The following is a 17,526-nucleotide window of genomic DNA, read 5'->3' on the forward strand; positions in this document are numbered from 1 at the left end:
TTTATTTTTGTGCCATAATGAAATTCCCTCCATGGACAAGTGTCAGCGAAGCCGCCCGCCTGCTCAAAACGGGCGAAGTCGTCGCCATCCCGACAGAGACCGTGTACGGGCTTGCCGGCAATGCGTTTGAGCCCAAGGCCCTCGCCAAAATTTTTGCTGCCAAGGAACGCCCGACATTCGACCCGCTCATCGTGCATATTGCAGACATCGCGCAACTGAGCGACATTGCCAAAGACATACCCGAAGCCGCATACAAACTCGCCGAAGCCTACTGGCCCGGCCCCATGACGATTATCCTGCCCAAGAAGGATTGCATCCCGGATCTGTGTACCAGCGGCTTGCCTTCCGTCGCCGTGCGCTTCCCGAGCCACCCTGTCGCGCAGGCCATCATCAAGGAATCGGGATTACCGCTTGCCGCACCGAGCGCGAACCTGTTCAAACACGTGAGCCCGACAACCGCCGAGCACGTGGCAGCACAGCTTGCCGACCGCATCGCGGGCATCGTTGACGGCGGTCCCTGTACGGTGGGTGTCGAAAGTTCCATCATCTCGCTTGCAGGCGAAAAGCCCGCGGTGCTCCGGCCCGGCGCCATTACGCCGGAGATGTTTGCAAAAGTACTCGGCAGCGTAGACGTGAAGGATTCCACAAGCAAACCAGGGCAGCCCATGGCGGCGCCGGGCCAATGCGATACGCACTACCGCCCGCAAGTCCCGCTGTACTTCGGCGAACTCCCTGCCGGCTACAAGCTCCCCGCAAACACCGTGCGCATCGCATTCGGCAAGCAAAACGGCCCCATCCCGGCAACAGTTAACTTGTCTGAATCAGGCGACATGGCCGAGGCGACAGCCAACCTGTACGCCTTCATGCACGATTTGGACAAACCCGAATACGGCTTGATTCTCGTGGACCCGATTCCGAATGCAGGTATCGGCATGGCGCTAAACGACAGGCTGAAACGCGCAAGCGTCAAGGCACTGCCGTAATCATACGAATTATTTCATATCGGTGATAGGCTCTTTTTCAACATCGTCCTTGAGACAGCGGACTGAGAACCTATTATCCTTATTGTAGTAGTCCAAATCTGCACCATCGCGGTCGTAGAACAAGTACATGCCGCATGCGGAACGGTCGTCCCCTGTAGAGCTCCAAAAGCTCGCGAAGTACCCCCCGTTACCAAACCCATCATTGAGCCAGCTGCCAGCAGGGAGTGCCGAGAACCCGAAAGCATCCGCGCCGTTGCCATTTTCATTCCAACCAAGCGAAGACTTGAGAACCATGCCCGCAATCCTTACATTCCCGACTGCAAGAAACAAAGTGTCCCACTCCGCTTGAGTCGGCAGGTGCCATCCCAGTGGACAAACTCCGTATACACTATTGGGCGAAGTACAAGCACTGTCGAAGCCGCAATATACACCACTGTCTTTGTCATATAAGTTAACTAAGCCCACTGCCTCAGCCCAAGTATAAAGCCGTCCATACTTGGCACAGTTGCTTTCCTCATTGTTGTAACAGAAACTTCCGTCCGTTTTGAAGTTGAGATTTTCCGCCATCCACGTCTGCGTACCGATCTTCACGGTCTTGTAGGTCTGGCCATCGCGGGAATCGGTCATGGTTCCTATCGCTTTAGTTGCCCTAGAATCGCCATTGCTAGACGAAGAATCAGATTCGTCGCCGCAGGCGGATAGAACAAGTATTGCAGCTAACGACAGCATCATAGCATATTTACATGTTCTCATTTTTACTCCTGTTTTTAAACCAATTTTGCCAAATATTTCAAGGCAGAAATTTCATGTCCATAATATATCTTAAGTTCTACAAATATTGACCAAGATACCATTTGAACATTCATTTTTTTACATCGGGAACAAGGGGTAATTTTCCTTCGTGTACGTCCTTGTGTACGCGTTGAAATGCCACCATTCGCTGCTGAGAGGCACCCAGCCCGCGCGCTTCATAATCTTGCGGAACAGGTTCCGGTTGTCGACCTGCTGCTGCGTCAGGCGACCGCTCTGGAGAGCTTCGACCTCGCCCACTTCGCCAGCACACCGTTCAAAAGAATCGAAATCCGTGCCCATATCAAGCATCGCACCCGTGCTGTCGGCAACACCGATATCGAGAGCGAGCCCGTAATTGTGCAGCCCACCCGTCTTTCCCGACGACACGTAGTTCGAGTAGGGCGTTCCCGCCACGGCACGTTTGAGCGCACTCTGCGCATACAGCGGACGCGCCGCATCGAACACCACCAGCGTAGCCCCCGGCATCTCCTTTCGCAATAGCGCAATGGCCCGTTTCAGCTTAGGCAATGCATCCTTATGCACAAACGCACGACGGATGCCGCAATAGAGGTCGTGCCCGGTAACGTTGTCGAACGTCGCATAGCGCAAATCCATGCGGAGCCCTTTCATGTACGTAATCTCGACTAGGTTGGAATCGGCCTTTGCATAAGCAATCCACTGCTTGGCAGCCTTGCAGAAACGCACCGGCTTCGCAGGTTTCTTGGGGACAAACAAACTATCCGTCTCGTGTGCCCACGCAACCATACACAAGCAGAAGAGCAACAGAACGATTCTCATACCACAAGGCTCTCAGCCTCTAGTCTCTAAATTCTAGCCACTAAATTCCCAACTGCACTTCAACACCGAACTGGAACCACAGTCCCATCCCCTTAGCCATGAACGGGACAAGATCAAATCCATCCGAGTATTCCTCGTTCCTATCCCGCGTCACCCACGAGCGCTCACGTGGATTCTGCCCTCCGAGGAATTCCAGGGCTTCCACATCCAGTTTCGCAAAGACGTTGTCCACTTCCAAGTAGAACCGGGCATTCTTGAAGAAATACTTACTCGTCATAATGTCCAAGTTAACGCGGATATCCGTGCGGTACAAGTTCGTAAATTCGTTCAAGTCACGAAGGCAACGCGTTCCGTTTTTCTCGTCGATGGATGCAGACGGCGTAATAGCGTAGTAATACAACGGACGGTGATACAATGCATGATGCGTAAGGATTACCGAGATTATGGAGTCCTTGCGCGGGTAGTAACGGAAGTGCGAAAGCATGTCGAGGCGGGCGTTCGCTTCCCAAGGAATCGAGTTTCCACCCTCCAGTTCGTATTCACCATAGACGGAGTTCACGTTCGTCGAGAAGGAGAAGTGATGAGACGTTTTCCATTCTATTTTCACTCCACCACCCAACGACCAAGCGTAATCCACAGGAGTCACGTCCCTGTAGTGGGCATAGGCCTTCGGCATCGGGAGTATCGGGTCCGGATAATAGCGCCCAAACCCTGCGACTTGTCCTTCAAAATACTTAGAGCGATAACCAAAGCCCAATTTCGCAGAGGTTCCCGTTTCGAGGCGCCCCGTCAGGTCTCCGTTGTCAAAATAGGGTTTCCAGTCGCTGCGGTAGGCGGTATTGCCGAACACATGCCAGTAAGCGGAATCGGCATGCGAGAGATTCACGTCGGCATCCAAAGAAGCCGTCGGCTGCGCATTGTGGTCGAGCGCGTCGGCCACAGCACCTGCAGAAAGGATGTAACGGTTGTAATCGCCACTCCAGTTAAAACGGCTCGTTCCCGAAAGGACGCCCGTCTGATAATCCTGCGAAGTCGTACCACCAAACTCAGGATAGTTGCGTTCGATAATCTGCTGTTCGTACAGCACCGCACCGCTCAGACCAGCACCCAGGATACTGCCCTTGAAATTCTTGCTCAAGCCACCACTGATTGTGGAATGGATTTGCTCGTAACCGTCGATGAACGAAGTCTGTTCCTTGTTATCCAAAAGGTCGCGGAACCCGGTCGTATCGCGGAGCGTATCGCTCAAGTATTCCCGCACATAACCCGCATGGACACTTGTTCCGAACCTGGAATTATATTCGGCACCAAGCACCAGGTACTGCTGCTCACCTGCGATAATATTCACAGAATTCACCTTGTCCATGTGGGTGGTGGTATCCTGCATAATCGCATACTCGTCAGAACTGTAGAGTGTGCGCAACGCCCAAGTGTCGCCCATTGAATCAGAGCCACTCAACTGCGCATACACATCGAAAGCCGACATATCAAACGGATCAGAGGATTTCACACTGCCGTCGTCAGATTCACTGTCCGCATCGCGCTTGCGGAATTCGGTATAGAACTTTTCGCCAAGGTTCTTGAGAACCTCGTCGTCCAGGCGACGCAGCGAAATCCGGAAGGAATCCCAGAAGAACCAGGGCATATCCAAAACGACTTCCTGAACGGTCAGTCCCATGGTCCCCTTGAGCCCCCATTCTCCCTTGGGTTGCTCCGGAATGTACTGAATCGAAGTTGCAAGGCCCTGCCCTAACGGCCCCGAACCATAATGGTCATGGACCTCTATGCCACTCAAGACATGCGGATTGACTACAGAAATATTACCTGGGAAGCCGACATCCAGGTGGCGCATATTCGGAATGCGGAGTTGCCCCAGATGGTAGGCCACATCCCCCGCACGGGAACCTTCATAATACAAGGCGCTCGAAAAATCCTTCTGTCCCGAGATCCCGGGCATCTGGCTCAAATGCTCCGTAATATCGAAACGCATACCGGCTGCATCTTCTAGCGATTCGACCTTCACCGTACGTTCAGGTTCCCACTTTATGGGTTCGCCACCGCCCACCACCGTACTCGACCCTAGATCGCGCACATTGGGGACAAGCGAGACAACCATGTCCAGCAGGTCGGCAAAATCCTGAAGTTCCACATACACGCTGTCGTAGCCATCCTTGCTAAACACAAGAGACGCGTTCTTGGAATCAACTTCATATTCAAAGCGTCCGTCGGAATTCGTTTCACCAACAGTCTTACCACTGCGGTAAGTGATTTTCACACCCTTGATGGGCAAATCAGATTCAGATTCAAGAACGACACCAATAATGGTCGTCGGGGTCGCTGCAAACACACTAACTGCAAAAAAAGCGAGAATCCAAAAAACGGAGCGAAATTTCATAGAGTATAAAATAGAAAAAATGAGTTTCCGGGCACAACGTTATTAAATTTTGGCAATGCAGAACGTTTATCTTGTCCAAATGGAGTCCATTCCGGGCGAAAAGGCCCACAACTTGGCTCACGCCGTATCCCTCGTCGAAAGCGCAGACGTGAAAAGCGGCGGCATTATCCTGTTCCCCGAGATGTTCGCCACAGGCTACCTGCCCAAGGACCCCGCCTGCGAGGCTGAAAATTTCGAAAACGGCAACGGAGAAACCGCATCGGTCCTTTCCGACCTCGCCAACAAGACCGGCTGCACAATTTTCGGGGCGGGCATTGCAAAGAAAGGCAATGCCATCACCAACCACTCCAGTGTCTACGTTCCTGCCCAGCAGTCCGAATTCGCCGGATACGATAAAATTCACCCGTTTTTCCACGAGCAGGAATCGTTCCGTGCGGGAGAATCTGTTACTTTATTTAAAATCAACGGATGGAGAATCGCCCCCACCATCTGCTACGACCTCCGCTTCCCCGAAACCTACCGCGAAGCGGTACGCCAGGGCACAGACCTTTTCACGATACAAGCCGCATGGCCCAAGAGCCGGACGGCGCACTTCGAAGCGCTCCTCCGGGCCCGCGCCATCGAGAACCAGTGCTACGTGGCTGCGGTAAACGCCTGCGGTCGCGATGCCGGAGGCAACCCTTACGCAGGCCATTCCGTAATCTTAGACCCCGAAGGGAACGTTGTTGCTGCGGCAAATGATACAGAAACAGTCCTCGAAGCAGAAATCGACCTGGAAAGAGTCAAGGCTTGCAGGGCACTTTTCCCCGTCCTAAAAGACGCAGGAATTGCGGTTTAAGATGATTTTAGTCACGAGCCTTCACTTTTTTTGCTTTGTAAACAATTTTATTCATTTCGTTAAGTTGTTAACCATCAAAAGATTAAGATAAACTTACATAATTTGGAATGCAAAATACTGCACATTTTTTCACCAAAACCCCTCGCTTTTTGCTTAAAAATATCTTATAATTATTAATGCGGAGGCATTCCCTAAACAAGGGAACCAAAAACTAAACAGCGAGGTTAAACAATGACTTCTCCAGATATAGACAAGCTCAGCTACGTCAGGGCGTTGATCAAAGCTGGTCTCGCTCGTGACCTGATAATCAAGATAACTTCCATATCCATGTACCAGTACGCCCAGATCCAGCGCGACCTCTTAGCCGCTTAATTCGGGTTCGTAAAATTGGACGTTATCGTTAAAATTCCGGCGCAGCCCGCCACCTCCAATGAGGAACGGTTGGCTGCGCTTTCTCTTTGCTTTCGCGACGGGTCGCTCCTGCTCACGGGACGGGACGCGAAAAAGCCGGCCCAGTTCACGCTCAAGCCCGCCGACAACTTCCCCTGGGGGGATTTCCTCGACAAGCTCCTAGTCGCATGGCAATTGGGCGACTACAGCGACATTCCGATAGCCTTCCGGCCCCAGAAGCGCATTCCCCAGTTCGTCATCGACGGATTCCCGAACGAGAGCGTCCCCAACCGGCTGAAGGTACTCGCCACACTCCGCAGCCAGGGCTACTTCCTCCCGCTCCCCGCCCCAGGGCACCACTAGGCCCAAGACTCACAGAACAATGCAGGGCACAATCGACATCGAGGCAATCCGCAACAAGCGCTGGTTCATGGGCAGGAACCGGGATATTTCGGGTATCCGCATGGCGGACTCCACCAAAATCGGCGATGCAGAAATTGCACTATTTAACGTCTCGTTTGCAGACGGGGAACAAGACAAGTACACCATTGTCGCCGACGAGGCCCGCATGGGGGCCATCCTCGAGGCGGGTTTCGCCGGGAACTCCGGCAGCCGGGAATTCGCCGGGGAACGCGGAACGTTCGTCTTCCTCAGCGCCCGCACCCGTGAAAACGGCCAAGTCGAAGAATGTGCAGGGCAAGGGGACTTGCTCGGTGCGAAACCTTTCCCGGGAGAACAAAGCAACTCGTCGTTCCTCGTCCCGGGCCACAGCATATTCAAACTGTACCGGCGGTTGCAAGCGGGAACCCATCCCGAAGCCGAAATTCTACGCCACCTGGACCGCTCCGGAACATGCACCTCCCCGCGACTCTACGGGGAATGCCTCTACAAGGCGAATTCCGGGGAAACATACGCGCTCGGCATCCTGGAGCAGCTCGTCCCCAACGCAAACGACGCTTGGGAGCAGTTCTGCAAAAGGATGGACGCCAGCGAAGCCGCAGCACTCGGCAAGGCGACCGCCCGCATGCACGCCGCACTGAAAACGCTCCCCGGCACCGATGTCGGAAACGAGCCCCCGCCCTTCGACAAGCTGGAAAAACTCCTCCAGGCGAGCCACGACCCTCTGGCCAAACAGTTGCTGGAATCGATGAGTTCCCTGCACGAGGCTTTCGCCCGCATGGGAGCCGAAGCGCGGGGCCTCGAAACCGGAAACCTCGCCCCGCAGCGCATCCACGGGGACTACCACCTGGGCCAAGTCCTTATCCGCGAAAGCGTCCCCGGCACCACCCCCGGCGATGACGACTCCGAATTCAAGATTCTCGACTTCGAGGGGGAACCCTCCCGCACCCTCGCCTACCGACGCAGGTTACGCTCCCCCGCCGTCGACATCGCCGGAATGCTCCGCAGCTTCCGCTACGCCGCAGCCACCGGTGGCCGCGACTGCGCCGCCGCAGAAGAAGCATTCTTGGAAGAATACGCACGCACGCGCTCGATCGACTTGGAAAACCTGAAGGCCGCCGCAAGGCCCCACATCCTCGCCAAGGCCGTCTACGAAGCCTGTTACGAACTGGAATTCAGGCCCGACTGGTTCCACATCCCAGCGAAAGCACTCCTCGCACACTAAGCCAAGGAAAACAGCCTAAAAGGCTTTACCCTCTTGGTTTATTTTCGCGTCTTGAATCTTGCGCGATTCCTTCAAGACTTCTTCCAGCGTAAACTCCTCCTGCGTAAAGAAGAAGGTATTTTTGCCTAAATCTTTGAGAGATGCACCAAAATGATAGGCCGTATCGTCAATGAACAAAAAGCGGTCGTGCATTCCGTAGCTCGGCAAAACCCGCATCGGGCTGTCGGGATACTGCTCGTTGTAAGTCGCCAAATCCATCTCGAGAACCTTGCTCTTGTCGTAGGTATAAATAGTCACGGAGACACCTTTTTCGCGTTTGAGCATCATGCTCAACGTTTTTTCCGTCACGAATCTATCAACAAGGACGATTCTCTTCTTTGCTTGGCGAATCAGCCCACACACAAAAACGTATGCGTCAAACTCCTGGTTGTTGTAGAATGATATCAATGCTGACCTTTATCGCCTTTTCACTACGCAATACAGCAGAAAGCATAGCTACACCTTGTTCGGTGAAAGCTGTTGGAGCGTAACGAAGTCCTTTTTTATCTGCCGTGGAGGTAACAAATTGTGACCTCCATGCACTGAATTCGTCTGAAGATAATTTGAAACAAAACTCTTCCGGAAACCGTTCAATATTGCGTTTTACCGCTTGGTTCAGAGCCTTCGTCTCCACCCCATAAAGTGAAGCCAAGTCGCGGTCAAGCAACACCTGCTTGCCACGAATAACCTGAATCATCTTTTCAACCCCCGACTCCATAAGCGAATTTTTCGCCACAAGGTCCCTATTTTCTGATTTTTCCTTCATTTTTCCTCCCAAAAACAAAAAAAAGCCGGCCGTTGCTATATATCAATTCCCAACACAAGCTGGGCATATAACAAACGGTCGGCTATTTGTCGATCACGGCATGTAGACGGAAACCCGCTACCGGCGCCTTTCGTAGGACAATATACAATTTTTTTCTATATTTGTACGCGCTATGAAAATCGACGAAATGGAAACACGCCTCCGCGAAGAGGCCCAGGAACTGGTCAAGAAAGAGCCCTTCTCCAGAAGCATGCTCGAAGAACAGGTTCTAAACCGCAAGGACTTTGCGGACATGCTTTCCGTTACCCTCGCCTGCCAATTGGCCGGCGAAGTCGTCGACCGTGCGGAACTGGAATCCATTTTCAACTCGATGTACGTCAAGTACCCCGAGCTCCTCGTTTCCGCCTGCAAAGATTTGAACGCGACCGTCCTCCGCGACCCCGCGTGCACCAGCTACCTCGAACCGCTCCTGCTGTTCAAGGGTTTCCAAGGCCTCCAGGCCTACCGAGTCGCGCATGCGCTCTGGCTCGAAGACAGGCGTTTCCCGGCCAAGATGCTCCAGAACATCATCAGCCGCAAGTTCGGCATGGATTTCCACCCCGCGGCAAAGATCGGTCACGGGCTCCTGATTGACCATGCGACAAACATCGTCATCGGCGAGACCGCCGTCGTCGGGAACAACGTCAGCTTTTTGCACGGGGTTACGCTCGGCGGTACCGGCAACGAAGTCGGCGACCGTCACCCGAAAATCGGCAACGGCGTCATGCTCGGCGCGCACGCCCAGCTTTTGGGAAACATCCACATCGGCGATGGCGCAAAGATTGGCGCGGGAGCCGTCGTGCTCTGCGACGTACCGGCGCACACGACATTCGCCGGAGTGCCCGCCGTGGAAGTCGGCCACCCGCACGACGAAATGCCCAGCTTCAACATGCAGCAGGACTTCACGCGCGACGCATAAGCAAAACACCGGAAAAGCTTCTTTCCGGTTGTTTTTTATTTTGTACAAATTAGAAATTACAGCCTGGCGATTTCTTCTATGGAGAGGCCGGATACCTTCGCGATAATGGAATCCGCCACGCCCTGCTCACGCATAGCCTTCGCCATTTCTCGTTCACGTTCGCTGATTTCCTTGGAAATGCGCTCAGACACACGTTCCTCGACCTTCGCGTCAATTTCTTTCGCGAATTCCTCAAAGACGCCGTCGACCATGGCGTTATGGTCCCATTCCTTGTGGTACATTTTCTGGTATGCCTCAAATTCTTCCTTACTGAAATTAGATACTTTTGAACTCTCTGTCAAGCGTTCGAACTTGTGTTCGGAAAATTCAGCGGGAAGTTCCTTGAGTCTGCTCAGGAAACGGAAGAAGAAGAGCCATTTGCTCAAATCGTCGGATTTCTTATCGATGAAGAACGGAACTTTCGGAAGTTCGACAACCGTATAATTGTAGGTGTCAACAAACTGCTCGCCCGTTTCCAAATCTGTAGTTGTTGCACGATGAACAATCCGCTCATCGTCGAATACGTTATGCTGTGCAAACGCGATGACGTAGGTCGGCTTCACGTCAAATTTCCACTCTTGGCCGGGCTCCGCCTGGTTTGCCACCAATTCGCTCGCATAGAAAGCGAGGCGCTTACGAAAATTTCTCAACTTGCGGATCTGCACCTCTATTTCGATGAGGTTGCCCATATCATCTTCGCAGTGCAAGTCAAAAATCGCCGTGCGGGATTCCCTGCTCCCGCTCAAATTTTTCGCCACGTTGCGAGTCCACACGTTCTTGATGGGCCGCTTGAGCTGCGGTTCCAACAGATCGTTCAGCAGGTTCACAAGGTTTTCACGGCTTGAAGGTTTATCCGGGTCGAAGGCCTTCTTGAAGGCCAAATCCACCAGCAAATTTGCAAACGGGCTCTTTTCGCCCGGTTTCACGATACAGTCCTTAAGCAGCTTGCGCTTGGCCATTGTACATTCCCCTGTCGATATTGTCGTTCAATGTTTCAAACACGGACAATATAAACCGGCAGAAAGCGCAAGTCAAGACAAAATAATTTTGCAAAAATAGGTGGACAAAAATTCCGTTTAGAACGTCTATATAATTAGCAACGCCAATTACTGCATCTTCGACAGTATTACAGTCGCTTGGAGGGCGGCGTTCAGCAGTCCTGCGACGACGGCAGAGGCGACAAAGGCGTTTTTCCACTTTTCGGAATCGAGCGCCATGTACATCCGGATGACAATGAAGAGCAAAAGGATGCTTGTCATGTAATAGACGCGTTCACCCGAAGCGTACATCGTCGGCGAGAAATGCATCACGAATTCGCAGGCGATGGCTCCCGCAAAAACAAATAGCGGCAAAAGCGACTTGCAGACTTTCCACAAGAAGGGCACCGTGAAGGTAATCGCGACGGTCCACCAGAAAAGCGCAACCTTGTTCATGGCGGTCATGGCCGCCCACGAAGGCAACTTTGTTAACGGCACGGCAGGGTCAATACCGTACAGGCCGACATCCGAGAAGATGTTCACCTTTGCAAACGGCAACAGCGCTGCCACGCCAAAGAGAACGGCGGGAACAATCCAGCGGAAATCCCTGTCGCCACGGCGCAGCAGGAGCATCACGCCGAGCGCCCAAATACCGAGGAAGAACAAGCGCCCTTCATTTGCGAACGAGGAGATGAGCCACTGGAACGTAAGGAACAGATGGCCGCCCGCGCCCAGGTTCCTGAATTCTGGAGGGAGCCAGTCCGCATATTCCGCCTCCGCGCGCAAGGCATTACCCGGAGCCACAAAAAGGACGGCAAAGGCGATCAGCACAATCGCGGCCTGCGCCACGAGCCCCGTATCGATGCGGCGCTTACGCAACCATACGGTCACAAGGGAAATCAGGATAAAAGCGATGAGAGCGGCACCAATCTGCTCGATGGACATTGCGGCGACAATACCGAGCGGGATAGCATACGCGAGTTCCCACCTGCGGTAACCGCCGGCATAGGCGCACTTGACGGCAGGGGTCACCGCCAGAAGTCCGCAAACGATACTCCACGTGTAAAAGATGGAGCCGTTCACCCACACTGCCGCATGGCCAAACGTCATGACATCCATCAGCAAATAACCCGCAAGCGCGAGGACGAACAAGCGCACAAATTCCCAGTTGGAAAAAGCGTTTTGCTCATCGCAAACAGAGCGGCACGGACAAACTAACCTTCTGGAGGCGCTGATGGAGCAAAGGTTCAACAAGCAAAGAGGCAGGGCCGCGACCATCAAGGCATTCGCGATGCGCCAAAACCAGATGCCGCAGCAACGGAATACGACGTACACCATCGATTCGCCGCCCATGCGTCCGGTCCATGTCTCGTAACGGAACTTGAGGTAATCGAAAAAGCTGCGCGTGGATACCATCTCGTCAAAGATGGCGTCGTCACCGTCAGAGTAATGGATAAGGCAGAATACGCCAAAGAAGCAGACTACGAAAAATGCGAGGACTGCGCAGGGAACCCATTTCTTTTCGTTCACGAAATCGACGATTCGCTGCACGGTTCCCTCCCGGGTTATTCAGCCCAATGGTTCCCGTTATAGTTTTTCGCGGTATCGGCGTCCATGCCGATTTGCCGCACAAGATCCTCGAGGCTTGCAAACTTCTGTTCCGGGCGCAAGTAAGCGAGCAAGTCCAGCGCAAGGTGCTGGCCGTAGATATCCTCGTCAAAGTCGAGCAGGTACGCCTCGATGGCAAGATGATGGTTGCCCGGAGCCGAGGGCTGCGTACCGATATTCACCACCGCGCGGAAGATGCGTTCTTCACCCTGGCCGCCGCCGAGACGCGCCGACGCGACATACACGCCGCCCTTGGGCAAGAACTTGTACGGTTCCACCTGGAGGTTCGCCGTCGGGAAGCCGATGGTGTGGCCCAAACGCTTGCCGACAACCACAGTGCCCGACAGACGGTAAGGACGGCCGAGATACGTCTGAGCGCGGGCGACATCGCCGTTCAAAAGCGCATTGCGCACCGCCGAAGAACTCACGCGCTCGCCCTTGTGCAGCACAATGGAAAGCATCGCTGTCGAAAGTTCGGGGAATGCCTGCGTGATGGTCTCGTAGTTGCCCTTGCCGCCAGCGCCAAAGCAGTGGTCGTGCCCGAAGAACATGGAACACACGCCGCGCTTTTCGATGAGTTCACGGCGCACAAAAACGTCGAACGGGAGTTTCGCGACCTCGGAGGTGAAAGGCAACACCAAAAACTCAAGGCCGAGGCTTTCGATAAATTCGCGCTTTTCTTCGGTCGTCGTAAGCAGCAGCGGATCGCCGGGACCATAGAGCACGTAATTGGAATGCGGTTCGAAAGTGATGACCGTCGGGACGAGCCCGTTCACTTCGGCAACCGCCTTGAGCGTACGGAAAAGCGCCTGGTGGCCCATGTGGCAACCGTCAAAATTTCCCATCGTCACCGCGCGGCGGACCGCAGGGCGCTCGACGTTATCCTTCAAATTCTTTTCGTCTTCCGCACTCATTCAAATAACCAAAAACTAGCCGTCACTCGCCAGATACACATCCGCCATGATCCGGCCCGGCTCATACTTACACAAACTTAGCACTTCGCCCGCGCTGTTGGCAGCAAACACACGGCCTTCGGGGCCCACATTCTCTACAGGAACCTTCCACGGGATCCAATTTCCGTTACGGATAGAGGCAAGTTCCTTGTCATTCATGCGCACGACCGGGAAATCCAGCACCTGGTCGACCGGCACCAAGTCGCTAGCGGTCAGGTCGGCACCCTTCACGGCACGTTCCAGCGTCACCTTCCCTATGCGCAGGCGGCGTATCCGGGAAACGCAACCGAACGTTCCCAGAGCGCGGGCAATGTCGCGACCCAGGGCTCGGATATAGGTGCCCTTGGAACATTCGCACACGAGGTCAAACGCGGCAAAGCATTTCCCTGTGCAGGTCGGGTCAGCTTCTTCGACACAGCCGATGACCTTGAGCGAAGAGATATGGATTTTGCGGGGCTTGAGTTCCACATTGCGGCCACGTTCCATGAGGTCGCTTGCGCGCACACCGTTAATCTTGACGGCGCAATACTTGGGCGGGATTTGCTCGATATCGCCCGTGAACTGCGGAAGGACCGTTTCAAGGACAGAACTGTTTACAATGCCATTGGAGATTGCTTCGCTACGCTCGCAATGACAATTAGCATCTTGTTCCACGACCTCGCCGTCCCATTCGAGCGTATCGGTCTCGTAGCCCAAATGCAGGCGGAAACTGTAGCACTTTTCCTTCGCTTCGACAAAGGGCAGAAGCCTTGTCGCACGGTCGGTTGCGGCGATTATCAAACCGGACGCCCGCAAGTCGAGCGTTCCCGCATGGCCGACGCGCTTAGTACAAAAGACCCTTTTCAACGGGAAAAGGGCCTTGAAAGATGTTTCCCCGGCTTCTTTATCCAGCAGGACAAAACCGGGAATGGTCGATTTAGGGGCCAACTAGAGTTCCCCTTTATTCTTCAGTTCGGCGAGGATGCTTTCGATGCGCATCGCATGCTCGAGGTTCTCGTCCAGCACAAAGGAGAGTTCAGGAATCTTGCGGATCTTGATGCCCTTGCCCAAGAACTGGCGGATGAACCCGGCCGAATTCTTGAGGCCGATGAGCGTGTCGCGCTTTTCCTTGTCGCTACCCATCACGGAGACGAGGACCTTCGCATAGCTCAGGTCTTCGGTGATGTCCACGCGGCTGATGGTGGCAAAACCCACGCGAGGGTCCTTCAAGCCCTTCTGCAAGAGCTTGGAGATTTCCTCGCGAAAAAGTTCGCCCAACCTGTCGGTACGACGGCTCATTATTCAGCACCCTTTGCAGCAGCGGCAGCGGCTTCGGCCTTCTTCTTCTCTTCGGCTTCTTCGCGAGCCACGTCTTCGAGAGTACGGGCCACCTTGATTTCCTTGAAGAAGATGAGGCTGTCGCCTTCCTTGATATCGTCGTAACCCTTGAGGCCGATACCGCACTCGAAGCCACGAGCGACAGACTTGACGTCGTCCTTCATGCGCTTCAAAGACTGCACCGCGGTAGAACCGAGTTCCACGCCGTTGCGGTAGACACGCACGAGGCTCGTGCGGTCCACTTCGCCGTCTGTAACCATACAGCCGGCGATAAGGCCGACCTTCGGCACCTTGAACACCTGGCGGATTTCGGCTTCGCCCACGAGTTCTTCGCGGAGCGTCGGCTTGAGGAGGCCTTCAACGGCGTTCTTGATGTCTTCGATACAGTCGTAAATCACGCGGTAGTTGCGGATTTCGATGCCTTCCTTCTGAGCCATTTCGCGCACGGAGAGCGACGGCATCAGGTGGAACGAAATAATGATTGCCTGGGCGGTCGTTGCGAACAAGATATCGGATTCTGTAATGGTACCGACACCCTTGCGGATGATGTTCACGCGGACTTCCCTGTTGGTAAGCTTTTCGAGGGACGCGGCCAAAGCTTCGGCAGAACCACCCACGTCGGCTTTGACGATAAGGTTGAGTTCGGAGAGCTTGCCGTCCTTCTTCTCGTTAAATTTGTTTTCGAGCGTGATGGTGTTACGGGCACGGAGATCGCGTTCGCGGGCGGCCATGCGGCGCTTGCTCGCGATTTCGCGGGCCGTCTTTTCGTCGTCCACCACAATGAGGTCGTCACCGGCCTGCGGAGTACCGTCAAAGCCCAGCACCTGGCAGGGAGAAGACGGAGGCACGACCTTCATCTGCTCGCCACGTTCGTTGAACATGGCACGCACACGGCCGGCATAGATACCGCAAACAAACGGGTCACCCACATGGAGCGTACCGTTCTGCACGAGGATAGTCGCCATGGATCCCTTGCCCACGTCGAGCTTGGATTCCACCACGGCACCGCGCGCATGCGCATCCGGATTGGCCTTGAGTTCCAAAACTTCGGCTTCGAGGGCAAGCGTTTCGAGCAAGTCGTCCATGCCCTGGCCAGTACGGGCGGAAACTTCGATACAGCTGGTCGAACCGCCCCACTGTTCCACTTCCACGCCGCGTTCGGCAAGCTGCGTACGGATCTTGTCCGGGTTCGCCGTCGGAAGGTCGATTTTCGTGATGGCGACCACCATGGGAACCTTTTCGCGCTTGGCGAGTTCAATACATTCAACAGTCTGCGGCATCACCATGGAGTCGGCCGCGACCACGAGCACGATAACGTCGGTCACCTGGGAACCGCGAGCACGCATGGCGCTGAACGCCTCGTGACCCGGAGTATCGAGGAAGGTCACCTTGCCCTGGCTGGTCGTGACTTCGTAAGCACCAATGTGCTGCGTAATACCGCCGGATTCGCCGGACACCACGTGAGTCTTGCGGATCCAGTCGAGGAGAGAAGTCTTACCGTGGTCAACGTGGCCCATGACGGTAACCACGGGATGACGCGGCTTGAGATTTTCCTTGGACTCCTCTTCGACACCGAGGACTTCTTCTTCGTATTCTTCCATCATCTGCGCTTCGTAGCCAAACTCGTCGGCCAAGAGCTGGATGGTTTCGAAATCGAGGCGGGCGTTGATGGTCACCATCATGCCCATTTCCATGCACTTCGCAATCACGCGGGCCGGCATCTGGTCCATGAGGCCAGCGAGTTCGCCGACGGTGATGAAGTCAGAAGTCTTGAGAATCTTCTTTTCTTCGCCCGTATTATTGTCGGAGTGATCCTTGTGATAAACTTTCTTGACAGGCTTCTTGGAGAGGTCGGCCATCACGCGAGAGACGTTCTGGCGTACAGCTTCTTGCTGCTGCTCCCTCTGCTGTTCCATGCGGTCCTTGTTGTTGCCACGACGGTTCTTGTCGTTGCCATGGCGACCGTTCTGACCCTTGCCGCCACCCTTGCCGTTCTGCATGGACGAGCCCATGTTACCGGCAGAAGAGGCATTGAAGGCTTCCTGCATGGAGCCGCTGGAGAAGCCGCTATTGCGGTTGTTGCCGCCGTAGGGGCGGTTTCCGCCTTGGCCACCCTGGTTCGGGCGGCGATTGCCGTGGTCTCCACGGTTGTTGTCGCCGGAATTCTGGAGACGGCCAAACGTGCCCGTGTAGCCCTGGGCGTTGCCGTTGCCGCGAGGACCGTTCGGACGGTGGCCTCCGCGGGAGGCCTGCGCCTGCTGGCGAGACTTTTCGATACGGGCGAGAATCGCCGCATCGGGTTTGAACACTTGAGCCTTCATCGGAGGCTGCTTGAGCTCGGTATTCGAGGTCATCATCGTGGGAGCAGCGGCCGGAGCGGCGGGCTTTGCCGCGGGAGCGGCAGGAGCCGGAGCCACGGGGGCAGGAGCCGCCTGGGGCTTCGGAGCGGGTGCTGCCGCAGGCTTCGCTGCGGGAGCGGCCGGGGCCGCCGCGGGGGCGGGTGCCGGAGCTGCAGGCTTCACAGCCGGAGTTTCGGCAGGCTTTGCTGCAGGAGCGGGTGCTGCCGGAGCTGCAGGAGCCGGCGCCGGAGCGGCGGGCTTCACAGCCGGAGCTTCAGCAGGCTTTGCTGCAGGAGCGGGTGCTGCCGGGGCAGCGGGAGCCGCAGCCGGTTTGGCAGCAGGGGCTGCAGGGGCGGCAGCAGGTTTTGCCGCAGTAGCCTTCTTCGCGGGCGCCTTCTTCACAATCGCCGTAAGGCCGAGTTTCGTCTTGGTCGTAACCGTAGAAGAATCCTTCTTCTTCGGAGCGACAGGAGACGCTTCCGCAGTTTCGGAAGATGCAGGTTTCTTCAGGTTCTTGTTTCGGGCATCCTGCTTCTGCTTTTCGGCAGCAGCGGCCTCCTCGATCTTTGCGTATTCAGCGACGTCCACCTTCGACATGTGTGTACGCACAGCTACGCCGGCATCGCGGAGCAACTTCATCACGACGTCTACTTTGACGCCGTGCGATTCAGCCCAGTCCTTTGGTTTAATCTGATCTTCGCTCATGTATT

The 17,526-nt window shown here is 55.0% G+C and carries 16 protein-coding genes; 5 read left to right on the top strand and 11 right to left on the bottom strand.

What is annotated here, in order from left to right; genetic code table 11:
• The first annotated feature begins 17 nt into the window (after nucleotides 1-17).
• Nucleotides 18-983, top strand: coding sequence for an L-threonylcarbamoyladenylate synthase (locus tag Q0Y46_RS03075; protein ID WP_297944745.1), 966 nt, complete (start codon nucleotides 18-20; stop codon nucleotides 981-983).
• 9 nt (nucleotides 984-992) lie between these two features.
• On the opposite strand, the gene Q0Y46_RS03080 is transcribed toward Q0Y46_RS03075, so the two are convergent.
• The 3 genes from Q0Y46_RS03080 to Q0Y46_RS03090 form a co-directional block, all read right to left on the bottom strand.
• Nucleotides 993-1,736, bottom strand: coding sequence for a fibrobacter succinogenes major paralogous domain-containing protein (locus tag Q0Y46_RS03080; RefSeq protein ID WP_297944748.1), 744 nt, complete (start codon nucleotides 1,734-1,736; stop codon nucleotides 993-995).
• A 117-nt stretch (nucleotides 1,737-1,853) separates the two neighbouring features.
• Nucleotides 1,854-2,573 carry a M15 family metallopeptidase gene (locus tag Q0Y46_RS03085; RefSeq protein ID WP_295681664.1) on the bottom strand — a complete coding sequence of 240 codons (720 nt, stop codon included), beginning with the start codon at nucleotides 2,571-2,573 and terminating at the stop codon, nucleotides 1,854-1,856.
• 40 nt (nucleotides 2,574-2,613) lie between these two features.
• On the bottom strand, nucleotides 2,614-4,968 hold the full coding sequence (locus tag Q0Y46_RS03090; protein WP_297944751.1) for a hypothetical protein: 2,355 nt from the start codon (nucleotides 4,966-4,968) through the stop codon (nucleotides 2,614-2,616).
• A 55-nt stretch (nucleotides 4,969-5,023) separates the two neighbouring features.
• Here Q0Y46_RS03090 and Q0Y46_RS03095 point away from each other — a divergent pair, with 55 nt between their 5' ends.
• The 3 genes from Q0Y46_RS03095 to Q0Y46_RS03105 all read left to right on the top strand — a co-directional run bounded on the left by Q0Y46_RS03095 (nucleotide 5,024) and on the right by Q0Y46_RS03105 (nucleotide 7,820).
• Nucleotides 5,024-5,806, top strand: a complete 783-nt coding sequence (locus Q0Y46_RS03095) for a nitrilase-related carbon-nitrogen hydrolase (protein WP_297944754.1) — start codon at nucleotides 5,024-5,026, stop codon at nucleotides 5,804-5,806.
• A gap of 387 nt (nucleotides 5,807-6,193) precedes the next feature.
• Nucleotides 6,194-6,559 (top strand): hypothetical protein, encoded by a 366-nt coding sequence (locus tag Q0Y46_RS03100; RefSeq protein WP_295681657.1) that lies wholly within the window; start codon nucleotides 6,194-6,196, stop codon nucleotides 6,557-6,559.
• A 19-nt stretch (nucleotides 6,560-6,578) separates the two neighbouring features.
• Complete coding sequence (locus tag Q0Y46_RS03105) at nucleotides 6,579-7,820, top strand: phosphotransferase (protein WP_297944757.1); 1,242 nt, start codon at nucleotides 6,579-6,581, stop codon at nucleotides 7,818-7,820.
• A gap of 15 nt (nucleotides 7,821-7,835) precedes the next feature.
• Here the strand turns inward: Q0Y46_RS03105 and Q0Y46_RS03110 are convergent, their stop codons facing one another.
• A complete protein-coding gene (locus Q0Y46_RS03110; RefSeq protein WP_297944760.1) occupies nucleotides 7,836-8,267 on the bottom strand; it encodes a hypothetical protein in 432 nt (143 codons plus the stop codon).
• Nucleotides 8,236-8,625 carry an ORF6N domain-containing protein gene (locus Q0Y46_RS03115; RefSeq protein ID WP_297944763.1) on the bottom strand — a complete coding sequence of 130 codons (390 nt, stop codon included), beginning with the start codon at nucleotides 8,623-8,625 and terminating at the stop codon, nucleotides 8,236-8,238. Before Q0Y46_RS03115 ends, Q0Y46_RS03110 begins: the two co-directional genes overlap by 32 nt.
• 172 nt (nucleotides 8,626-8,797) lie before the next feature.
• On the opposite strand from Q0Y46_RS03115, the gene cysE reads away from it, so the two are divergent.
• On the top strand, nucleotides 8,798-9,583 hold the full coding sequence (cysE, locus tag Q0Y46_RS03120; RefSeq protein WP_290960404.1) for a serine O-acetyltransferase: 786 nt from the start codon (nucleotides 8,798-8,800) through the stop codon (nucleotides 9,581-9,583).
• 56 nt (nucleotides 9,584-9,639) lie between these two features.
• Here the strand turns inward: cysE and Q0Y46_RS03125 are convergent, their stop codons facing one another.
• The 6 genes from Q0Y46_RS03125 to infB form a co-directional block, all read right to left on the bottom strand.
• Complete coding sequence (locus tag Q0Y46_RS03125; protein ID WP_297944767.1) at nucleotides 9,640-10,581, bottom strand: Rpn family recombination-promoting nuclease/putative transposase; 942 nt, start codon at nucleotides 10,579-10,581, stop codon at nucleotides 9,640-9,642.
• Between the two features lie 147 nt (nucleotides 10,582-10,728).
• Nucleotides 10,729-12,150: a DUF6056 family protein gene (locus Q0Y46_RS03130; protein ID WP_297944771.1), complete on the bottom strand. Its 1,422-nt coding sequence runs from the start codon at nucleotides 12,148-12,150 to the stop codon at nucleotides 10,729-10,731.
• Between the two features lie 14 nt (nucleotides 12,151-12,164).
• Nucleotides 12,165-13,121, bottom strand: a complete 957-nt coding sequence (gene ribF / locus Q0Y46_RS03135; RefSeq protein ID WP_290960407.1) for a riboflavin biosynthesis protein RibF — start codon at nucleotides 13,119-13,121, stop codon at nucleotides 12,165-12,167.
• Nucleotides 13,122-13,136: 15 nt separating this feature from the next.
• A complete protein-coding gene (truB, locus tag Q0Y46_RS03140; protein WP_297944774.1) occupies nucleotides 13,137-14,087 on the bottom strand; it encodes a tRNA pseudouridine(55) synthase TruB in 951 nt (316 codons plus the stop codon).
• Entirely contained in the window at nucleotides 14,088-14,438 is a 351-nt protein-coding gene (gene rbfA / locus Q0Y46_RS03145) for a 30S ribosome-binding factor RbfA (protein WP_295681632.1), read from the bottom strand.
• Nucleotides 14,438-17,521 (bottom strand): translation initiation factor IF-2, encoded by a 3,084-nt coding sequence (gene infB, locus Q0Y46_RS03150; RefSeq protein ID WP_295858627.1) that lies wholly within the window; start codon nucleotides 17,519-17,521, stop codon nucleotides 14,438-14,440. The genes rbfA and infB overlap by 1 nt, the downstream gene beginning before the upstream one ends.
• Nucleotides 17,522-17,526: the final 5 nt, after the last annotated feature.

The organism is uncultured Fibrobacter sp., assembly GCF_947305105.1.
In the GTDB taxonomy this organism is placed as follows: Bacteria; Fibrobacterota; Fibrobacteria; order Fibrobacterales; family Fibrobacteraceae; genus Fibrobacter.

Excerpts from the sequence above, each read along its gene's own strand:
- Q0Y46_RS03075 (WP_297944745.1), top strand. The coding sequence starts at position 18 with ATGAAATTCCCTCCATGGACAAGTGTCAGCGAAGCCGCCCGCCTGCTC.
- Q0Y46_RS03080 (WP_297944748.1), bottom strand. The coding sequence starts at position 1,736 with ATGAGAACATGTAAATATGCTATGATGCTGTCGTTAGCTGCAATACTT.
- Q0Y46_RS03085 (WP_295681664.1), bottom strand. The coding sequence starts at position 2,573 with ATGAGAATCGTTCTGTTGCTCTTCTGCTTGTGTATGGTTGCGTGGGCA.
- Q0Y46_RS03090 (WP_297944751.1), bottom strand. The coding sequence starts at position 4,968 with ATGAAATTTCGCTCCGTTTTTTGGATTCTCGCTTTTTTTGCAGTTAGT.
- Q0Y46_RS03095 (WP_297944754.1), top strand. The coding sequence starts at position 5,024 with ATGCAGAACGTTTATCTTGTCCAAATGGAGTCCATTCCGGGCGAAAAG.
- Q0Y46_RS03105 (WP_297944757.1), top strand. The coding sequence starts at position 6,579 with ATGCAGGGCACAATCGACATCGAGGCAATCCGCAACAAGCGCTGGTTC.
- Q0Y46_RS03115 (WP_297944763.1), bottom strand. The coding sequence starts at position 8,625 with ATGAAGGAAAAATCAGAAAATAGGGACCTTGTGGCGAAAAATTCGCTT.
- cysE (WP_290960404.1), top strand. The coding sequence starts at position 8,798 with ATGAAAATCGACGAAATGGAAACACGCCTCCGCGAAGAGGCCCAGGAA.
- Q0Y46_RS03125 (WP_297944767.1), bottom strand. The coding sequence starts at position 10,581 with ATGGCCAAGCGCAAGCTGCTTAAGGACTGTATCGTGAAACCGGGCGAA.
- ribF (WP_290960407.1), bottom strand. The coding sequence starts at position 13,121 with ATGAGTGCGGAAGACGAAAAGAATTTGAAGGATAACGTCGAGCGCCCT.
- rbfA (WP_295681632.1), bottom strand. The coding sequence starts at position 14,438 with ATGAGCCGTCGTACCGACAGGTTGGGCGAACTTTTTCGCGAGGAAATC.
- infB (WP_295858627.1), bottom strand. The coding sequence starts at position 17,521 with ATGAGCGAAGATCAGATTAAACCAAAGGACTGGGCTGAATCGCACGGC.